Below are 16,540 nucleotides of genomic sequence, written 5' to 3' on the forward strand. Positions count from 1 at the left end.
ATGTCAGTCGAGCCAGCCGCGCAGTCGCGCATGATCGAGGAAGCGATAGACGTCCGACGCGAGATCCGACGTGCTGAACAGCCGCTCGAGCTCGTCGATGATGTCGTCGAGCTCGCGCTTGCCGTCGCAGCGCGCGAGGATCTCGCCCGCGCTCGGGTTGAGCCGGACCATGCCTTCCGGATACAGGAGCACGTACGCATCCTGGGCCGCCTCCCACTGCAGGCGGTACATGCCCCTCAGCGAGGGGCGCAGCGGAACGCCGCTGACGGCTTCGTTGGAGTTCATGCGGGGTACGCCTTTTCAATCGCGTCGAGAATCGACCACAGCACATCCAGCTTGAACGACAGGATGTCTAGCGCGCGCCGCTGCGCGTCCGGTGTCGTGAAATGGCTCAGCGTCACCGCGAGCCCGTGTTCGACGTCGCGCTGCGCCAGCGGCACGCGGCTGCGGAAATACTGCAGCCCGTCCGCCTCGATCCACGGATAGTGGGACGGCCAGCCCGCGAGCCGGTCGAGGTGGATCTGCGGCGCGAACATCTCGGTCAGCGACGAGCACACGGCCTCCTGCCACGGCGCGTGCCGCGCGAAATTGACGTAGGCGTCGACCGCGAACCGCACGCCGGGCAGCACGTGCGCGAGCGACCACAGCTCCGCGCGCTCGATGCCGACCGCCTCGCCGAGCCGCGCCCAGGCCTCGATCCCGCCTTCCTGGCCGCCGTGACCGTCGTGGTCGAGAATCCGCTCGACCCACAGCCGGCGCGTGTCGCGGTCCGGGCAGTTGGACAGGATCGCCGCGTCCTTCAGCGGAATGCTGACCTGATAGTAGAAGCGGTTCGCGACCCAGCCGCGGATCTGCGCCGGCGAGCACGCGCCGGTGTTCAAGCGCCGGTTGAACGGATGATGGATGTGGTAGCGCGATTCGAGCGCGCGCAGGCGCGCCTCGAACTCCTGCGCACTCCAGGGCGTCGCGTGCAGCGCCGCGGCGGGAATCGGTGCGTTCATGGTCAGACCTCGAATTGCATGCCGTCGTGGGCGACCTCGATGCCGTGCTCGCGCAACTGCGCGCACTGCGCGGAACCTGGGTCGAGAATCGGATTCGTGTTGTTGATGTGCGTGAGGACCTTGCGCGTGTGCGCCGGCAACTGCCGCAACTGCTCGATCATCCCGGGCCGCGCCGCGTCGCCGCACTGCGCGAGATGCCCCATGTCGGCCGCGTGCTTCGACGACAGGCCGAGGTCGATCATCTCGGTGCCGGTCCAGAAGGTGCCGTCCACCAGCACGAGATCGGCGTCGCGCATCGCGGCGCGCGCGCCGTCGTCGACGTCGGCGAGCCCCGGCGCGTAGAACGCGTGCCGGCCGGTCGCCGTATCTTCGATCAGGAGTGCGATGTTGTCGCCCGGCACGCTCGCCTCGCGGCGCGGCGAATACGGCGGCGGCTTGCTGTCGACCGGCACGGCTGTGAAGCGAAGACCGCCGGCGCCCGCGATCGCGAACGGCTGGCCCGGCGCGATCGGGTGGACGTCGACCCCGCAGTAGTGGCCGAGCAGCGGCACGAGCGGCAGCCCGGTCGACAGGTCGTCGAGCACCGGTGCGCTCGCGTACAGCGGCAGCGGCGACGTGCGTTCGCGCAGCATCAGCAGGCCCGTCACGTGATCGATCTGCGCGTCGCACAGCACGACGGCGACGATCGCGCTGTCGCGGATCGCGCGGGCGGGCTGCAGGTCGGGGGCGGCGCGCAGTTGCGCGAGGATGTCCGGCGACGCGTTCACCAGCACCCAGTCGCTGCCGTCGCCGCTGACGGCGATCGACGATTGCGTGCGCGGCACGATGCCGTCGGTGCCGGCCCGCGCGCGACGGCAGTTGCCGCAGTTGCAGTTCCATTGCGGCAGCCCGCCGCCGGCGCCCGAGCCGAGTATCTTGATCTTCATCTGCGTGTGCTCCGGGTGCCGCCCGCATCGTGTCCGTCGATGCGGGCGGCACTGCGCGCGTCGATCAGCGGTTGGCGATGTACATCGTGATTTCGAAACCGAAACGCAGGTCGGTATAAGCCGGGGTGGTCCACTGCATGATGTGTCTCCTTGTTGAGTTGGTGAGTCGAACAAACCGCATCGATCGAGCGGCCGATACCCATTCAGCAAGGAGCGTGCCGGGGCCGGATTTGCGTCGCGCGGCGGTGTGCGCAGGCGTGCGGCCACCGCCGGGTGGTCACGGCACCGAAATCCTTACGATTGACCGACATAAACATTTCAGAATCCGTCGAGCGACGGTTCACGATGCGCGCGGCCTGGTGAGCAAGTGTTGAATCCTTGAACACCGGGTGTTGCAACCTGACACACCGGTGTGACAGTCGCGGCTTCCGTCAGGGTTCGTCCGGCTCCAGCGCATCCGGCCCGGCGGCCGGCATCTTGCGGTAGATCGTGTTGCGCGACACGCCGAGCGCGCGTGCGGCGGCGGACACGTTGCCGCCATGACGCGCGAGCGCGGCCGCGATCGCGGATGCGGCCACGTCCTGCAACCGCGCATCACCGGCCGTGGTCGCGTTCGCGAACGCTGGCGCTTCCGCTGCGAGCGCTGGCGGCGCAGCGGCGCCCTGCGCCGCCGCGCCACAGTCGCGCCGCACGTCGTCGAAGAAGTCGTCCGGCAAATGCTCGCAGCGGATCTCGCAGTCGTCGTCGACCATCGCGGCCGCGGTGCGCAGCAGGTTCGCGAGCTGCCGGAAGTTGCCCGGCCACGCGCAACGCTCGAACAGCGCCATCACGTCGGGCGCGACGCTCAACGGCCGGCGTCCGGGCCCCGACAGCGTCTCCCGCTGCAGCATCTTCTGGACGACCACCGCGAGGTCCGTGCGGTCGCGCAGCGGCGGCAGCCGTACGACGAGGCCGTTGAGCCGGTAGTACAGGTCCTCGCGGAAGCGGTTCTGCGCGATCATCTCGCGCAGGTCGCGGTGGGTCGCGCAGATGATCGCGATGTCGACGCCGATCGCCTTCGTCGAGCCGAGCGGATTGACGATGCGCTCCTGCAGCACGCGCAGCAGCCGCACCTGCAGCGGATACGGCATGTCGCCGATTTCGTCGAGGAACAGCGTGCCGCCGTTGGCCTGCAGCAGCTTGCCGGTCGCGCCCTTGCGGCGGGCGCCGGTAAACGCGCCCTCCTCATAGCCGAACAGCTCGGATTCGATCAGCGTCTCCGGAATCGACGCGCAGTTGACGGCGACGAACGGCCCGTCGCGGCGCGGCGAGTCGTTGTGGATCGCCTGCGCGAGCAGTTCCTTGCCGGTGCCGGTTTCGCCGGTGATCAGCACCGGAATGTCCTTGCCGATCACCTTGCGGACCTTCGCGATCACCGCCGCGACCTGCGGATCGCCGGTGTCGAGATAGCTGAGGCGCGACAGGCTCGCCGCGCCCTGCGCGGCAGGCGGCCGCGCGGCGGGGGCGGCGCCGTCGTGCACCTCGGCGGGCCGGCTGCCCTCGGCCCGCAACGCGCGCCGGAACTGCACGCGCGCGCAGACCACCGCGCCGTTGCCGAGGTTCAGCGACACGTGCGGCTCGGTGCTCGCGCGCATCCGGTCGATCAGTTGCGCGCTCGTCACGTCGAACAGCGACGCGAGCGTATGCGCGCGCAGCGCGGCAAGCGGCATCCCGAGCTGGAACTGCGCGCTGCGGTTGGCCGACAGGAAGCGGCCGTCCGCGGTGAACGCGACGATCCCTTCCATCAGCGTGCCGAGGAATTCGGGGCGGCCGTGGAACGACACCTGCAGCGTCTCCTGGAAGGTCGTCGTGAACAGGTGGTTCTCGATCATCTGCACCGACATCTTCGCGAGCGCCATCGTGTGCTGGTGATAGCTGCGGTGGTCGCCCGTCACGTCGAGCACGCCGATCGCGTCGCCGTACGGATCGAGAATCGGCACGCTGGAGCAGGTCAGGAAATGGTTCGCGGCCAGGAAGTGCTGGTCGCCGTGCACGACCATCGGACACAGCTCCGCGAGCGCGGTGCCGATCGCGTTGGTGCCCTGCCGGTTCTCGGCCCAGTTCGCGCCGGGGCGCAGCGCGACCCGCTCCGCGCGCCGCAGGAAATCGTCGTCGCCGATCGAATGCAGGATCAGCCCTTCCGCATCGGTCAGCACGATCATGCTCTGCGTATTGACGATCTGCTCGTGCAGCGTCTCCATCACGGGCATCGCATGCACGCACAGCACGCGGTTCTGCTCGCGCTTGAGCGCCAGCGCGGCGCCGGACAGCAGGTCGTAGTCGGGACGTGCCGACGCCTGCAGGCCGAACGTCTCGGACCGCTCATGGGACTTCTGGATCGTCGGCGTCGGCCAGCCGGGCGCATGCGTGGCCCGTGCGTTGGCCGTCGGATGAACGTCATCGCGCATTGTCTCCTCCGGGGATCCTTCCGGTCGCTGCCGGACTGTTTGCGCTTGATGCAAGCAAACATCGGGCCACGACGGGATGCGCGCACGATCTGGTTTCGTTGCATCGCCGCGCCGACCGAAATTGAAAGGGAAATGAAATGACGGCACTGGCTTGCCGTCGATGCGGCGTCCCGAGCGCGTGATCGACGTGATAACGTGAAACGCACGCGTGCCGCCACCCGGACGAATCCCTATCTTCATCGCCGGCGCGAATCTGGCTTCATACGGGTCGGGCGCGGCCGCATCGCGCGATTGCCTTTCCCTCTCCGTCTATACCCGGCCGACATGTCGCCATCACGCAGCCACCGCTCCGCCTTCCCCGTGCGCCGCCTGTCCCGCGATGCATGCACGATCGCATGGACCGAGGCCGGCAACCCGCGCGGCGCTCCGGTCGTCGTGCTGCACGGCGGGCCCGGCAGCGGCAGCCGTCCGGCCGTGCTGCGCCTGTTCGACCTGACGCGCACGCGCGTCGTGCTGGTCGACCAGCGCGGCGCGGGTGCGTCGACGCCGCGCGGCGGCCTGCGTCACAACGACACGATGCGACTGATCGGCGATCTCGACGCGCTGCGCGCGCGGCTCGGCATCGCACGCTGGGGCGTCGTCGGCGGGTCGTGGGGCGCGGCGCTCGCGCTCGCCTACGCGGGACGGCATCCGTCGCGCGTCACCGGCGTCGTGCTGCGCGGGTTGTTCCTCACGTCGTCGCGCGAAGTGCGCGGCCTGTTCGTCGGTGCACGCGCACGCGCGCCGCGGGCCTGGCAGCGCCTGACGGCCGCCGCCGGCACCGCGCGCGCCGATCGCCTGATCGCCTGCTGCGCGCGGCGTCTCCGGCCGGGCGCCGGCGCGGCGCGGCAGCGCGCGGTCGCGCTCGCATGGAACGCGTATGAAGACGCGATCCTGACCGGGCGGCCGGCGCGCGGCGCGCGGCCGACGCAAGCCGCGATCGACCGGCTGATCGACAAGTACCGGATCCAGGCGCACTACCTGCAACGCCATTGCTGGCTCGGCGAACGCCGCCTGCTGGCGCTCGCCCGGCAAGCCGCGCAAGCCGGCGTTGCGATACATGCGGTGCACGGCACGCGCGACCGCGTGTGCCCGGTCAACAACGTCGATCGACTCGCGCGCGCGGTGCCGGCCGCCATCGTCGAGCGCGTGCCGGCCGGGCATCTCGCGAGCGATGCTGCGCTCGCGCGTGGCATTGCCCACGCGGTACGCAAGGTGCTCGACGTCGCGGCGGCAGACGCACCACAACATGCCGAGCCGCCCGTTCAGTCCCACGCATAGCGCGCGCCGACCCATGCGCCGCGCGGCGCGCCCGGCCCGACGAACTGTTCGTTGACGGCATTGAGCCCGTCGAACGAATGGTTAGGACCATTGAATACGTTCTGGCCGAGCATCCCGAAGCTCGCATAGCGCTTGTCGAGCAGGTTGGTCACCGACGCGAAAAGCTGCAGCTGCTTCGTGACCTGCCAGGTCGTGTCGAGGTCGATGAGGAAATAGCCGGGCACCTTGCCGTTCACGTCCTGGTTGTTCTCGTCGCCGCGCGCGAACACGCCGCTGCGATACGTGATGCGGGTGCCCACGGTCCACTTCGGCGTCGCCGCATAGTCGAGCCGCAGCTTCACGGTGCTCGACGGAATCCCCGGAATGCGGTCGCCGGAGCGGACGACGATGTTGCCGCGCGCATCGGCGCTCGAATTGCTCGCGCTGCTTTCGGTCCACGTCGAGCGGTAGCTGGCGTCGACATAGCTGTAGCTGACGCCGATGCCGAGCGGCCCGAGCCGCGTATGGCCCGCGAGTTCGAAGCCTTGCCGGCGCGTCTTGCCGACGTTCTGGAAATAACCGAGCGTGCTCGCGCCGCCGTTGCTGCTGATGAACTGGATGTCGTCGTCGAGCGTCGTGCGGTAGACGGCCGCGCTCCACGTCGTCGCCTGGCCCACCCGGCCGCGCGCGCCCAGCTCGATCGTCTTCGCGATCACGGGCTTTAGCGCCGGATCGGCGAGAAAGTCGTTCGGCAACGAGCACGGCGCGGCCGGATCGGCGCACGCGAGCTCGATCGCGGTCGGCGAGCGCATCCCTTCGTTGTACGTCGCATACGCGGTGAAGCCCGGCGCCGGATTCCACGTGACGCCGACGGCCGGATTGAACCGCGCGAACGTATGGCGCGCGGTGAGCAGCGGCTGCAGGCCGCTCACGTCCTCGATCGCCGCGCGCGACACGTTGTAGCGCCCGGCCAGCGTCAGCGACCATTGCCGCGTCAGCGCGAGCGTGTCGTCGAAGTAGACGCCGTAGTTCGCGTTGCGCGTCTTCGCGCGCGTCGTCTGCGTGAAGTCGCCGATGCCGACCGTCGCGCGCGTCGCCGTGAACATCGCATCCTGCGACGATTGCTCGAACCCCGAGTTCGCGAGATCGGCGGATGCGCCCGCCACGAACTGGTTGTCCATGCCGGCGAGCTTGCCGAGCAGCGTCAGCTGCAGGTTCGCGCCGTAGCTGTCGGTCGCGATCACCGAGCGGGCATTGGTCGCCTGCACGGTGTCGGTGGCGCCGCTGCCGTCGACGCTGCCGAAATCGTCGTTCACGTTGCTGCTGATGTTGGTGTTGCGATAGTGCCGGTAATAGACGTTGCCGCTCAACTGCACGTGGTCGCCGAACGAATGGTCGCCCGCCACGGTGACGTACGCGGCGCTGTTGCGGTTCAGGTCGGGATAGGTGTAGGCCTGCGCGCGATTGTCGAGAAACGTGCGCGGAATCGTCTGCGAGCCTTGCAGCGCGTTGTCCGCGCCGCCGGCCGAGATCGACAGCGTCGTATCGGCGTCCGTGTAGCGCAGCTTGCCGAAGCCCTGCCGCACGCGGCTCGCGTTGTGATCGGCCCAGCCGTTGTCGTTCGCGACGTTGCCCGTCACGTAATAGTCGAGGTGGCTGCCGATGCGTCCGCCCTGCTCGATCTGCGCGGTCTTGCGTCCCCACGAGCCGATCGATACCTGCGCGGCGCCGCCCGGGCTCGTCCTGCCGTTCTTCGTCGTGATCGCGAGCGCGCCGCCGAGCGTGTTGAGGCCGTAGGTCGGATTCGAACCGGGGATCAGCTGCATCGTGTCGATCGCCGCCTGCGGGATCAGATCCCAGTTCACGACGTCGCCGAACGGCTCGTTGACACGCACGCCGTCGACGAACACCGACAGCCCCTGCGGCGTGCCGACCACCGGCGACGCGGTGAAGCCGCGGTAGTTCACATCCGTCTGGTACGGATTGCCCTGTGCCTCGTTGATGTCGACGCTCGAGACGTTCTTCTCGAAGTAGTCGGTCAGCACGCTGTCGTGCTGGCGCGCGAGGTCCTCGCCGCGAATCGTCTGCACGTTGGCCGGCACGCGCGAGAGCGGCGTGCCGATCCCGAGCAGCGGCGTCGTGCCGACGACGACGATCGGAGCGAGCGTCGGCGCATCGGCGTTGCCGGCCGGTTCGACCTGCGCCGACGCGGGCGCGAGCCAGCCGCCGAGCATGCCGCCGAAGCACAGCGTCACGCCCGCGCGCCGTGCGGCGAAGCGGCGCTTCGCCCCATCGGTTTCCTTCATCTCCACGTCTCCTCTTTTCTTGTCGGCGCGTCGTTATATCGTTATCCGTATCGACAGGTCGGCGCGTATCTCCGCTAACGTCGTTCGCTTCACGGCGCCGGCCCGGCAGCGCCGTCCGCCGTCGCGATCGCGACATGCGCGACACGCGCGCGTCCGATCGACGCGATGACGCCGGCCACGGTGCCGAACGGCTCGTTGCGGTCCGCGTGCAGGCTCACGCTCGTCTGCGGGTCGTGCGCGACGCGGCGTGTCAGCACGGCTTCGACCTCGGCCGGCGCGGCCGGCGTGCCGTCGATCCGGATCGCGCCGTGCGCGTCGACGGTCACGGTGACGGTCGACGCACGCGGGTCGCGCGCGGGCGCGGCTGCCTTCGGCAGGTCGACGCGGATCGCATGCGTCATCAGCGGCGCCGCGACCATGAAGATCACCAGCAACACGAGGACGACGTCCACGAGCGGCGTCACGTTGATCTCGCCGAGCGGTTCGCCCGCGTCGGCTTCGCGCTCGTCCGTCCTCATACGGCCGCCCGGCGCACGCCCGCATTGCTTGCCGCCGGCAGCGCGGCATGCACCGGCGCGTCGATCCGGAAGCGGCGCAGTTCGGCCAGCGCGATCAGGTCCTGCCCGAACTCGTCGAGCCCGGCCATCACGGTCTTGAGCTGCCGCAGGAACAGGTTGTAAGCCAGCACCGCCGGAATCGCGACGCCGATCCCGATCCCGGTCGCGACCAGCGCCTGGCCGATCGGCCCCGCGATCGCATCGATGCCGTTCGTGGCCGACGCCGTCATCGACTGCAACGTGTGGACGATGCCGAACACAGTGCCGAACAGCCCGACGAATGGCGCGACGTTCGCAATCGACGCGAGCACGGTGAGCCCGCGCTCGAGCGGCCGCCGTTCGCGCCGGATCGCGCGCGCGAGCGTGCGTTCGAGCAGGTCGCGGCGGTCCCACGCAACCAATGTGGCCGGGGCGTGCGGCTCGGGTGCGTCGAGATCGCGCAATGCGGCGCACACGGCGCGCTGCAGGCGCGCGTTGGAGCTGGCGGCCGCCTCGTCGTCCGTCGGCATCGACAGTGCCGTGCGATCGCCGCGGCCCGCGGCAAAGCGGCGGTTGCCGAGCACGACGCGCGCATGCAGCAGCGCCTTGGTGACGATCAGCGTCCAGGTGAGCGCCGACAGCACCGCGAGGAGCGCAAACGCGCCGACGACCGCGTAGTGGATGTAGTCAGACATGACGGACTCCCTAGTTTCCGAGTTTGAACACGACCGGCACCCTGACCCAGCCGTCGATCGATTCCGTGCCGCGTTTCGCCGGCACGAAGCGCCAGTCCGTGACCGCCGCGACGGCCGCCTCGTCGAGCGCGTCGTGTCCGCTGCTCGCCGACAGCAGGACCTGGTCGGGCCGGCCGCTCGCGAGCACATGCACGTTCAGGAACGCGGTGCCTTCCCAGCCGCGCCGCTGCGCGACGTCCGGATAGTCGGGCGCAGGATTGCGCAGGTAGGCCGCCGCGAAGCGCGGTGCGGTGACGGGTTCGGGCGCGGTTGCCGATGGTGCGGCGGGCGCCGCGTGCGCAGGCACCGTTGCGGTATCGGCCGATGCGTGTGCGGCGGCCGGCGACGCCGGTTCCGGTACCGCCCCGGCTCGCTGCAATTCGCCGTCCGGCCGCGCCACGGCGGTTGCGGCCGGGGGCTGGCGCGAAGGACTTGTGCGATCGACCCGACGCGGCACCGTCGGGTTCGGCCGAATCTCCCGAGGCATGACCGTTTCGCGGCGCGCATGCGAAGGCCCGTGCACGGGAGGAACCGGTGTTGCGCGATCCGTACGGCGCTGCTCGCCCGGTTCGGCCACCCGCGCGGATTCGCTCGCGTCCACCTCGACGGCGAGCGGACGAGGCAGCGTCGGGCGTGCAGCGGGCACCCACGCATGCCACAGCGCGACCGTGATGGCCGCATGGACGGCGAATACCGCCAGCGCGACCGCGTGCAGCGGTTCGCGTGCGCGCGCGGCCTGCGACACCGCACTCGTCGCCGCATCCGCGCCGACGGGCGCGATGCCGTATGCGAGCGCGACCACGCGGCGGCGGTCGGACCTGCGGTGGGCATCGAACGGCATCGGGACGGGCATGGTGGTTTCTCGCTGCGCGGAATCGTTGCCGGTTCGAACGGCAAGAAGCATGCCGATGCCCGCATCGCCCGGCCGGCGCAGGTTGAAGCCGCCACGCGTCGATATGCAACCGCCGACCTGTTGCAGTTCGTGCCACCGCTGTTGCACCTGTGTCAATTTGGATCAACGGTACGGCGCTCGCGCAGTCGTATGCACGATCGTCGTTCGGATCGGGCGCGCCGCCGCGGGCGCGCGGTCCGTTGCATGCGTGCGTCGCACCGGGTAACGGCGCGCCATCGACTCACACAGTCGACGACGATCGCCGTCCCTGCGCCGCACCGTCATTCATTCAGGCATGCCCTCGCGCATGACCGCCGCAATTGGCTGTGCGCCACGTATCGCATGCGCGCGGCTCCCGTCCGCTCACGGCGTTGTCATGTTTCGCAACACTCGGCCCGCGGCTGTCCCCGAACGCAACACCCGCGGATCAGCCGCGCCGCGCCGCCCGCGTCGCCGCAACGCGCGCAATCGGCCGCTGCGCCTTGCCCGGCAAGGCGCGCGCCGCAGTGGCATGCGATTTGCGTGACTGGCTGCGCACTGGACCCGGATCCCCACCCTGCCGGCCCGGCCATGTGTTGGCCGCGGTGCGACCACAATGACTCAGGAGACAACCATGAAAAAACTCTCGGCTTCGACGAGCCGACTGGCAACGATCGGCATCGCGGCGGCGGCGGCGATCGCCTTGAATCCCGGCCTGGTGGACGCTGCCGCGGATTATCCGGCCGTCACGTATCAGCGGCTCACGGATGCACAACGCGATCCGGGCTGGCTCACCTACTACCGCACGTACAGCGGCCAGGCGCATTCGCCGCTCAAGCAGATCGACGCGTCGAACGTGAAGCAGCTCACGCAGGCGTGGAGCTACAAGTTTCCGGCCGAGCTGAAGCAGGGTTTCGAGGCCACGCCGATCGTCAACGGCCGCTACCTGTTCGTGACCACGCCGAAGGACAACGTGTACGCGTTCGACGCGGCCACCGGCGCACAGCTGTGGAAATACGAACCGAAGCTCGGCGCGGAATCGTTCAAGACGGCCTGCTGCGACGTCGTGAACCGCGGCGTCGCGCTGTACGGCAAGAACGTCTACGTCGCGATGCTGAGCGGCGAGGTGGCCGCGCTCGACGCGCAGACCGGCGCGCTCGTGTGGAAGAAGCAGATGTTCGAACCAGGGCTCGGCTACGCGTTCTCGCTCGCCCCGCTCGCGCTCGACGGCGCGATCGTGGTCGGCAGCTCGGGCGGCGAATACGGCGCACGCGGCTTCATCGCGGCGCTCAGCCCGAACGACGGCACGCTGCTGTGGAAGCGCTTCACGATCCCCGGCCAGGGCGAGAAGCACGCCGATACCTGGCCCGACGGCATGCAGGCGCACGGCGGCGCACCGGCCTGGCTGACCGGCACCTACGACGCGGCGACGCGCACGCTGTACTGGGGCGTCGGCAACCCGGGGCCGTGGCTCGCGGACCTGCGGCCGGGCGACAACCTGTACTCCGATTCGCTGCTCGCGCTGGATCCGAAGAACGGCGACCTCAAGTGGCACTACCAGTACACCAAGCACGACACCTGGGACTACGACGGCGTCAACACACCGGTGCTCGCGACGATCAAGTACAAGGGCAAGGAACACGACGCGATCGTCCATGCCGACCGCAACGGCTACTTCCATGCGATCGACCGCGACACCGGCAAGCTGATCTATGCGGAGCCGTTCGTGAAGGCCACGTCGGTCACCGGCTACACGGAAGACGGCGCGCCGATCCAGGATCCCGCGAAGTATCCGAAGGTCGGCACGACGATCGACACGTGCCCGAGCTTCCTCGGCGGCAAGAACTGGTGGTCGATGTCGTACGACCCCGTGCGCCATCTCGCGATCGTCCCGGCGCTGCATGCGTGCATGAGCCTGTCGGGCAAGTCGGTCAACTACATGGAAGGGCTGCCGTATCTCGGCGAAGGCTTCGAGATCAAGCCGGAGCCGGGCAGCGAAGGCTACGGCGAACTCCAGGCGATCGACGTGAACACCGGCAAGAAGGTGTGGAGCCACTGGAGCAAGCTGCCGTGGAACGGCGGCGTCGCGACGACCGCCAGCGGCCTGGCGTTCAGCGGCTCGCTCGACGGCCACCTGTACGCGTTCGACGTGTCGACCGGCAAGGTGCTGTGGGAGAGCCCGAAGCTCGCGAGCGGGATCATCGCGCAGCCGTCCGTCTTCGAAGTCGACGGCAAGGAGTACGTAGCAGTGCTCGCCGGCTACGGCGGCGCCAACCCGATCTGGGGCGGCCCGATGGCCAAGGCGGCGGACGACGTGCCGCGCGGCGGCACGCTGTACGTGTTCGCCCTCGACCGCGGCTGATCGACGTCCGTTCAACCGCATCGCACCCGCGCCGCCGGCGCGGGTGCCGCCTCCCTTCTCCTTTTCAACCGAGCGTACGATCATGAACCTCCGACTTTCCCGCCTCGCCGTGGCCTGTGCGCTCGCGGCAGGCACGGCGCTGACCCCGGTGCCGTCCACGGCCGCGACGGCGGTACGCGTCTGCTCGCTGCCCGGCACGCCGACGGCCGCGCTCGACAAGGCCGTCGCCCGCGAGGTGTTCCGCACGGCCGGCATCGCCGCCAGCTTCGCCGCACACGACGCGGGCGGCAGCGACGACGACGGCGTATCCGCGCACGAACTCGCCGGCATCCTCGAACGCGATTGCGACGTGCTCGCCGGCTTCCCGCGCTCGGCCATCGCCGACGCATCCGACACGAAGCTGCTGTTCTCGCAGGGCTACCTGCGCTCGGGCTACGTGAGCGTCACGCGCCGCGACGCCGGCACGCCGCCGACCGGCCGGGAAATCGTCGCGGCCACCTACGCGAGCCCCGCGCAACTGATCGCGGTGCAGCAGAAGAACGCGCGCTTCGATCTCGAGAACACGTCCGAGCAAACAGTCGACGCGGTCGCCCGCGGCCGCGCGCATCGCGCGATCGTCTGGTATCCGGCGGTCGTCGCGTACCAGGCCGCGCATCCGAAACAGGCGTTCCGCATCGGCGCGACCGCGTCGCCGTATGCGGAGTGGCAGCTCACGTTCGCGTTCGCGCCACGCTCGGCCGCGTTGCAGCAGCGGATCGACGCGGCGCTCACGCGGATGAAGGACAACGGCCGGCTGGCCGCGCTGACCCGCAAGTGGGCGCTGCCCGGCAGCGCGCTCGAAGCGCACGAGTCGAGCACGCCGTCGCGTTTCCTCGACGGCGCGACGGCGAGCGCAGGCCGCGCGCCCGTTAGCCTGCTGCGCGCGCGCAACGTGCCCGCAGGCGGCTTCATCCGCGTCGCCGCGAGCACCGGCGACGCCGCGCCGACGTTCGACGCGGCCCAGGTCGCACACGGCAAGGAAATCTATGGCAATGCGTGCGCGAAGTGCCACGGCGCCGACCTCGAAGGCAACACCGCGCCCGCGCTGAGCGGCCCGTCGTTCGCGCCGCTGTCGCATTCGCACCTGACGATCGGCGGCGTGTTCGGCTACATGGCGACCAACATGCCGGCGGACCAGCCCGGCAAGCTGAAGGACGAAGACTACGCGGACCTGATGGCCTTCCTGCTCGCGTCGAACGGCTATGCCGCCGGCAAGAGCAAGTTGACGGCCGATACCGCCCACGCATCGACCGCGCCGCTCATTGCCGGTCCCGCCGCGCACAAGGACGCGAGCCAGTAACACCGGGGCAAGCGGCTCCGCCACGCGATGCGGGCCGCGCCCTTCCCCACGATTTCATCTTCACCAGGAAACGACCGTGACGTACCCGACCTCCCGCAGAACCTTCATCATCCATACCATCGGCCTGTGCGCGACGCTCGCCGCCGCACGCACGGCACTCGCGGCGCCGCCGCTCGTCGACGAGAACGACGCCGCCGCGAAGACGCTCGGCTATCGCGCGCGTGCGTCCAGCGTCGACGCCGCGCAGTTCCCGAAATACCAGGCCGGCCAGCGCTGCGTGAACTGCCGCTTCTACAAGGGCGAAGCGGCGGATGCCGCCGGCACGTGTCCGATGTTCGGCGGCAAGCTGGTCGCGGCGGACGGCTGGTGCAACGTGTATGCGAAGCGCGCGTGACGCGTCGCGCGACGGGATGCCGGCGCGGCACGCACCGGCGCCCGCTGCCGGCATCGCCGACGGCGCGCCGCCGCACGCCGTCGCGCATCTGCACGCGCTGATCGCGACCGGCCTGTCGCGCGGCTTCGTCACGCGCGGCGACATCATCGACGCGCTGCCCGACGACGATGCGGGCGACGGCGGCATCGATGCCGCCGCCGCGGTGCTCGCCGAACTCGGCATCGCGGTATGCGACAGCGCCGATACCGCGAGCGGCTGGACGCTCGACCGCTACTTCCGGCCCGCGCCGCCCGCCCGTGCATGGGCCGACGGCGCCGGCACGCTCGCCGCGGCCGACCTGCTCGCGCCGCGCACGACCGACCCGGTCCGGCTGTACCTGCGCGAGATGGGCACGACACCGCTCCTCACGCGCGACGAGGAATTCGCGTACGCGCAGCGCATCGAGCGCGGCCGCGCGGCGTCGGTCGCGGTGCTGTGCGGCGATCCCGATGCACTCGACGCGCTGGTGTCGATCCGCACCGAGATCGCCGAATGCCGGACCGCCGCATCGACCTACGTGATCTTTCTCGCCGACGGCCCGCGCGACGACCGCCCGGCGGACAGGGTCGATGCGGACGCTACGGCCGCCTCCACCGGCGAACCCGCACGCGACGACGAGACGCCACCGGAGGATTCGGCCTGGCGCGACGCCGTCGTGGCACGGCTCGCCCGCATCGACGCGCTCGCCGGCGGCATGCGAGCGGCGCTGCTGTCGGGCGGCACCGCTTCCGCCGCGTATCGCGCGCAAGTACGCGACGTCGCGGCGCTGCTCGGCACGGTGAGCCTGTCCGCCCGCGCACTCGAACGGATGAGCGAACCGTTGCGCAAGCGCGCATGCCGGCAGCGCGCGCTGCGGGGCCGGCTGGCGCGGATGCTGGCCGACGTGGGCGTCCCGCCGTCGTTTGCACGGTCGACCGACGGCGACCACGCGGGCTGGCTCGCGTCGTGCATCGCCGCCCATCCGGCCTGCGGGCCGACGCTGACGCGGCGCGCGGCCGAGTTCGTCGACGCACGCGCCGCGATCGTGCGCGATGCCCCGGCGTCGGCGCTGCCGCCCGGCGCGACCGCGTCGCTCGATGCGCGGCTCGCCGCGATCGAGCGCGCGATGCAGCCGGCGAGGACCGGACTGTTCGACGCGAACCTCCGGCTCGTCGTGTCGATCGCGAAGCGCTATCCCGATCGCGGCCTGGCGTTCGCCGACCTGATCCAGGAAGGCAACATCGGCCTGTTGAAGGCGATCGAGCGCTACGACTACCGGCGCGGTTTCCGTTTCTCGACCTACGCGACCTGGTGGATCCGGCAGGCGATCACGCATGCGCTCGCCGACCTCGGCCGCACGATCCGCGTGCCGACGCATACGGTCGACGCGCTGAACAAGCTGACGCGGCTCGCGCGCGAGCATCGGCAACGCACGGGCACGGCCGCGACGCCGGCCGAACTGGCCGTCCACATGGGCGAGCCGGTCGACAAGGTGCGCGACCTGATGGCGATCGTGAAGGAGCCGGTGTCGGCGGATTTGCCGGTGTCGCCGGAAGGCGACATGACGTTCGCCGACGTCGCGCCGGACCTGTCGTCGCCGTCGCCCGAAGACGCGGCCGGCGCCGCCCAGTTGCGCCATACGATCGCCGCCGCGATCGACCGGCTGCCGCCGCGCGAGGCGACGGTCCTGCGGTTGCGCTACGGACTGCATGCCGACGAAGGCTGCTCGCTGCGCGACATCGGCCGGCAGTTGAACCTGTCCGCCGAACGCGTGCGGCAGATCGAGGCGTCGGCGCTCACGCGGCTTCGCGCATCCGACGCGCTCGGCACGCTCCGGTCGTTCATTGCGTAGCGCGGCGTCCGGCCAGTGGCCTGCACGCCGCGCATCGTGTGCCGTGTTGACGCCTGCAACACCCGCTGCTGCATTTCGACGCAACGCGCAGGCCGGCAAGCGCACCGAGTGCCTGGTCTTTTTATGCTTTGCACTGCATATCGATCTACGTGAACCGCACTGCAACGCGCACGCACGCCGCTGCGGCCGAATACCCGCGCGACTGGCATGCAAGTTGCGTTTCACCAGTCAGGCCGCACACCAACGATTTCCACGGAGAACACCTTGACTGCCCTCGTATCGATCCTGCAGGAACACCGAATCTTCGAACCGTCGGCCGACGCACGCGAGCGCGCCAACATCTCCGGCATGCCGGCCTACCGCGCGCTGGCCGCCGAGGCCGAGCAGGATTACGAAGGCTTCTGGGCGCGTCTCGCGCGCGAGGGCCTCAGCTGGCACAAGCCGTTCACGAAGGT

15 protein-coding genes are annotated in these 16,540 nt (G+C 70.0%); 6 read left to right on the top strand and 9 right to left on the bottom strand.

The window, feature by feature from the left end; all coding sequences use genetic code 11:
• Positions 1 to 3 precede the first annotated feature (3 nt).
• The 5 genes from pqqD to DID98_RS30950 form a co-directional block, all read right to left on the bottom strand.
• Positions 4 to 285: a pyrroloquinoline quinone biosynthesis peptide chaperone PqqD gene (pqqD, locus tag DID98_RS30930; RefSeq protein ID WP_124489108.1), complete on the bottom strand. Its 282-nt coding sequence runs from the start codon at positions 283 to 285 to the stop codon at positions 4 to 6.
• A complete protein-coding gene (pqqC, locus tag DID98_RS30935) occupies positions 282 to 1,001 on the bottom strand; it encodes a pyrroloquinoline-quinone synthase PqqC (protein ID WP_124489109.1) in 720 nt (239 codons plus the stop codon). The genes pqqD and pqqC overlap by 4 nt, the downstream gene beginning before the upstream one ends.
• A 2-nt stretch (positions 1,002 to 1,003) precedes the next feature.
• Positions 1,004 to 1,927, bottom strand: coding sequence for a pyrroloquinoline quinone biosynthesis protein PqqB (pqqB, locus tag DID98_RS30940; protein WP_124571957.1), 924 nt, complete (start codon positions 1,925 to 1,927; stop codon positions 1,004 to 1,006).
• Between the two features lie 64 nt (positions 1,928 to 1,991).
• On the bottom strand, positions 1,992 to 2,066 hold the full coding sequence (gene pqqA / locus DID98_RS30945) for a pyrroloquinoline quinone precursor peptide PqqA (RefSeq protein WP_006410019.1): 75 nt from the start codon (positions 2,064 to 2,066) through the stop codon (positions 1,992 to 1,994).
• A 292-nt stretch (positions 2,067 to 2,358) separates the two neighbouring features.
• Positions 2,359 to 4,374, bottom strand: coding sequence for a sigma-54-dependent Fis family transcriptional regulator (locus tag DID98_RS30950; protein ID WP_124489111.1), 2,016 nt, complete (start codon positions 4,372 to 4,374; stop codon positions 2,359 to 2,361).
• A 324-nt stretch (positions 4,375 to 4,698) separates the two neighbouring features.
• On the opposite strand from DID98_RS30950, the gene DID98_RS30955 reads away from it, so the two are divergent.
• A complete protein-coding gene (locus DID98_RS30955) occupies positions 4,699 to 5,694 on the top strand; it encodes an alpha/beta fold hydrolase (protein ID WP_124571958.1) in 996 nt (331 codons plus the stop codon).
• Here the strand turns inward: DID98_RS30955 and DID98_RS30960 are convergent.
• From DID98_RS30960 to DID98_RS30975, 4 genes are all read right to left on the bottom strand, one after another.
• The gene (locus tag DID98_RS30960) at positions 5,679 to 7,979 is read right to left on the bottom strand and encodes a TonB-dependent receptor (RefSeq protein WP_124571959.1); all 2,301 of its coding nucleotides are present in this window, start codon (positions 7,977 to 7,979) and stop codon (positions 5,679 to 5,681) included. The two genes, DID98_RS30955 and DID98_RS30960, sit on opposite strands and share 16 nt — an antisense overlap.
• A gap of 89 nt (positions 7,980 to 8,068) precedes the next feature.
• Complete coding sequence (locus DID98_RS30965) at positions 8,069 to 8,497, bottom strand: biopolymer transporter ExbD (protein WP_124489114.1); 429 nt, start codon at positions 8,495 to 8,497, stop codon at positions 8,069 to 8,071.
• Positions 8,494 to 9,210, bottom strand: a complete 717-nt coding sequence (locus DID98_RS30970; RefSeq protein WP_124489115.1) for a MotA/TolQ/ExbB proton channel family protein — start codon at positions 9,208 to 9,210, stop codon at positions 8,494 to 8,496. Before DID98_RS30970 ends, DID98_RS30965 begins: the two co-directional genes overlap by 4 nt.
• 10 nt (positions 9,211 to 9,220) lie before the next feature.
• Entirely contained in the window at positions 9,221 to 10,102 is an 882-nt protein-coding gene (locus DID98_RS30975) for an energy transducer TonB (RefSeq protein WP_260427352.1), read from the bottom strand.
• A 652-nt stretch (positions 10,103 to 10,754) separates the two neighbouring features.
• Here DID98_RS30975 and DID98_RS30980 point away from each other — a divergent pair.
• The 5 genes from DID98_RS30980 to DID98_RS31000 all read left to right on the top strand — a co-directional run.
• Positions 10,755 to 12,482, top strand: coding sequence for a methanol/ethanol family PQQ-dependent dehydrogenase (locus DID98_RS30980; RefSeq protein ID WP_044849070.1), 1,728 nt, complete (start codon positions 10,755 to 10,757; stop codon positions 12,480 to 12,482).
• An 82-nt stretch (positions 12,483 to 12,564) separates the two neighbouring features.
• Positions 12,565 to 13,821, top strand: coding sequence for a c-type cytochrome (locus DID98_RS30985; protein ID WP_124489116.1), 1,257 nt, complete (start codon positions 12,565 to 12,567; stop codon positions 13,819 to 13,821).
• A 76-nt stretch (positions 13,822 to 13,897) separates the two neighbouring features.
• Positions 13,898 to 14,215, top strand: a complete 318-nt coding sequence (locus DID98_RS30990) for a high-potential iron-sulfur protein (protein ID WP_124489117.1) — start codon at positions 13,898 to 13,900, stop codon at positions 14,213 to 14,215.
• A gap of 16 nt (positions 14,216 to 14,231) precedes the next feature.
• Positions 14,232 to 16,085, top strand: a complete 1,854-nt coding sequence (locus DID98_RS30995) for a sigma-70 family RNA polymerase sigma factor (RefSeq protein WP_124571962.1) — start codon at positions 14,232 to 14,234, stop codon at positions 16,083 to 16,085.
• Positions 16,086 to 16,292: 207 nt separating this feature from the next.
• Positions 16,293 to 16,540, top strand: a 248-nt coding sequence (locus DID98_RS31000) for an acetyl-coenzyme A synthetase N-terminal domain-containing protein (RefSeq protein WP_311767222.1), incomplete at its 3' end; no start/stop codon positions are given.

This window comes from Burkholderia sp. Bp8984 (genome assembly GCF_003853755.1).
Classification (GTDB): domain Bacteria; phylum Pseudomonadota; class Gammaproteobacteria; order Burkholderiales; family Burkholderiaceae; genus Burkholderia.

Bases quoted from the DNA above. Each gene is read 5' to 3' on its own strand.
- pqqD (WP_124489108.1), bottom strand. From the start codon at position 285: ATGAACTCCAACGAAGCCGTCAGCGGCGTTCCGCTGCGCCCCTCGCTG.
- pqqC (WP_124489109.1), bottom strand. From the start codon at position 1,001: ATGAACGCACCGATTCCCGCCGCGGCGCTGCACGCGACGCCCTGGAGT.
- pqqB (WP_124571957.1), bottom strand. From the start codon at position 1,927: ATGAAGATCAAGATACTCGGCTCGGGCGCCGGCGGCGGGCTGCCGCAA.
- DID98_RS30950 (WP_124489111.1), bottom strand. From the start codon at position 4,374: ATGCGCGATGACGTTCATCCGACGGCCAACGCACGGGCCACGCATGCG.
- DID98_RS30955 (WP_124571958.1), top strand. From the start codon at position 4,699: ATGTCGCCATCACGCAGCCACCGCTCCGCCTTCCCCGTGCGCCGCCTG.
- DID98_RS30960 (WP_124571959.1), bottom strand. From the start codon at position 7,979: ATGAAGGAAACCGATGGGGCGAAGCGCCGCTTCGCCGCACGGCGCGCG.
- DID98_RS30965 (WP_124489114.1), bottom strand. From the start codon at position 8,497: ATGAGGACGGACGAGCGCGAAGCCGACGCGGGCGAACCGCTCGGCGAG.
- DID98_RS30970 (WP_124489115.1), bottom strand. From the start codon at position 9,210: ATGTCTGACTACATCCACTACGCGGTCGTCGGCGCGTTTGCGCTCCTC.
- DID98_RS30975 (WP_260427352.1), bottom strand. From the start codon at position 10,102: ATGCCCGTCCCGATGCCGTTCGATGCCCACCGCAGGTCCGACCGCCGC.
- DID98_RS30980 (WP_044849070.1), top strand. From the start codon at position 10,755: ATGAAAAAACTCTCGGCTTCGACGAGCCGACTGGCAACGATCGGCATC.
- DID98_RS30985 (WP_124489116.1), top strand. From the start codon at position 12,565: ATGAACCTCCGACTTTCCCGCCTCGCCGTGGCCTGTGCGCTCGCGGCA.
- DID98_RS30995 (WP_124571962.1), top strand. From the start codon at position 14,232: ATGCCGGCGCGGCACGCACCGGCGCCCGCTGCCGGCATCGCCGACGGC.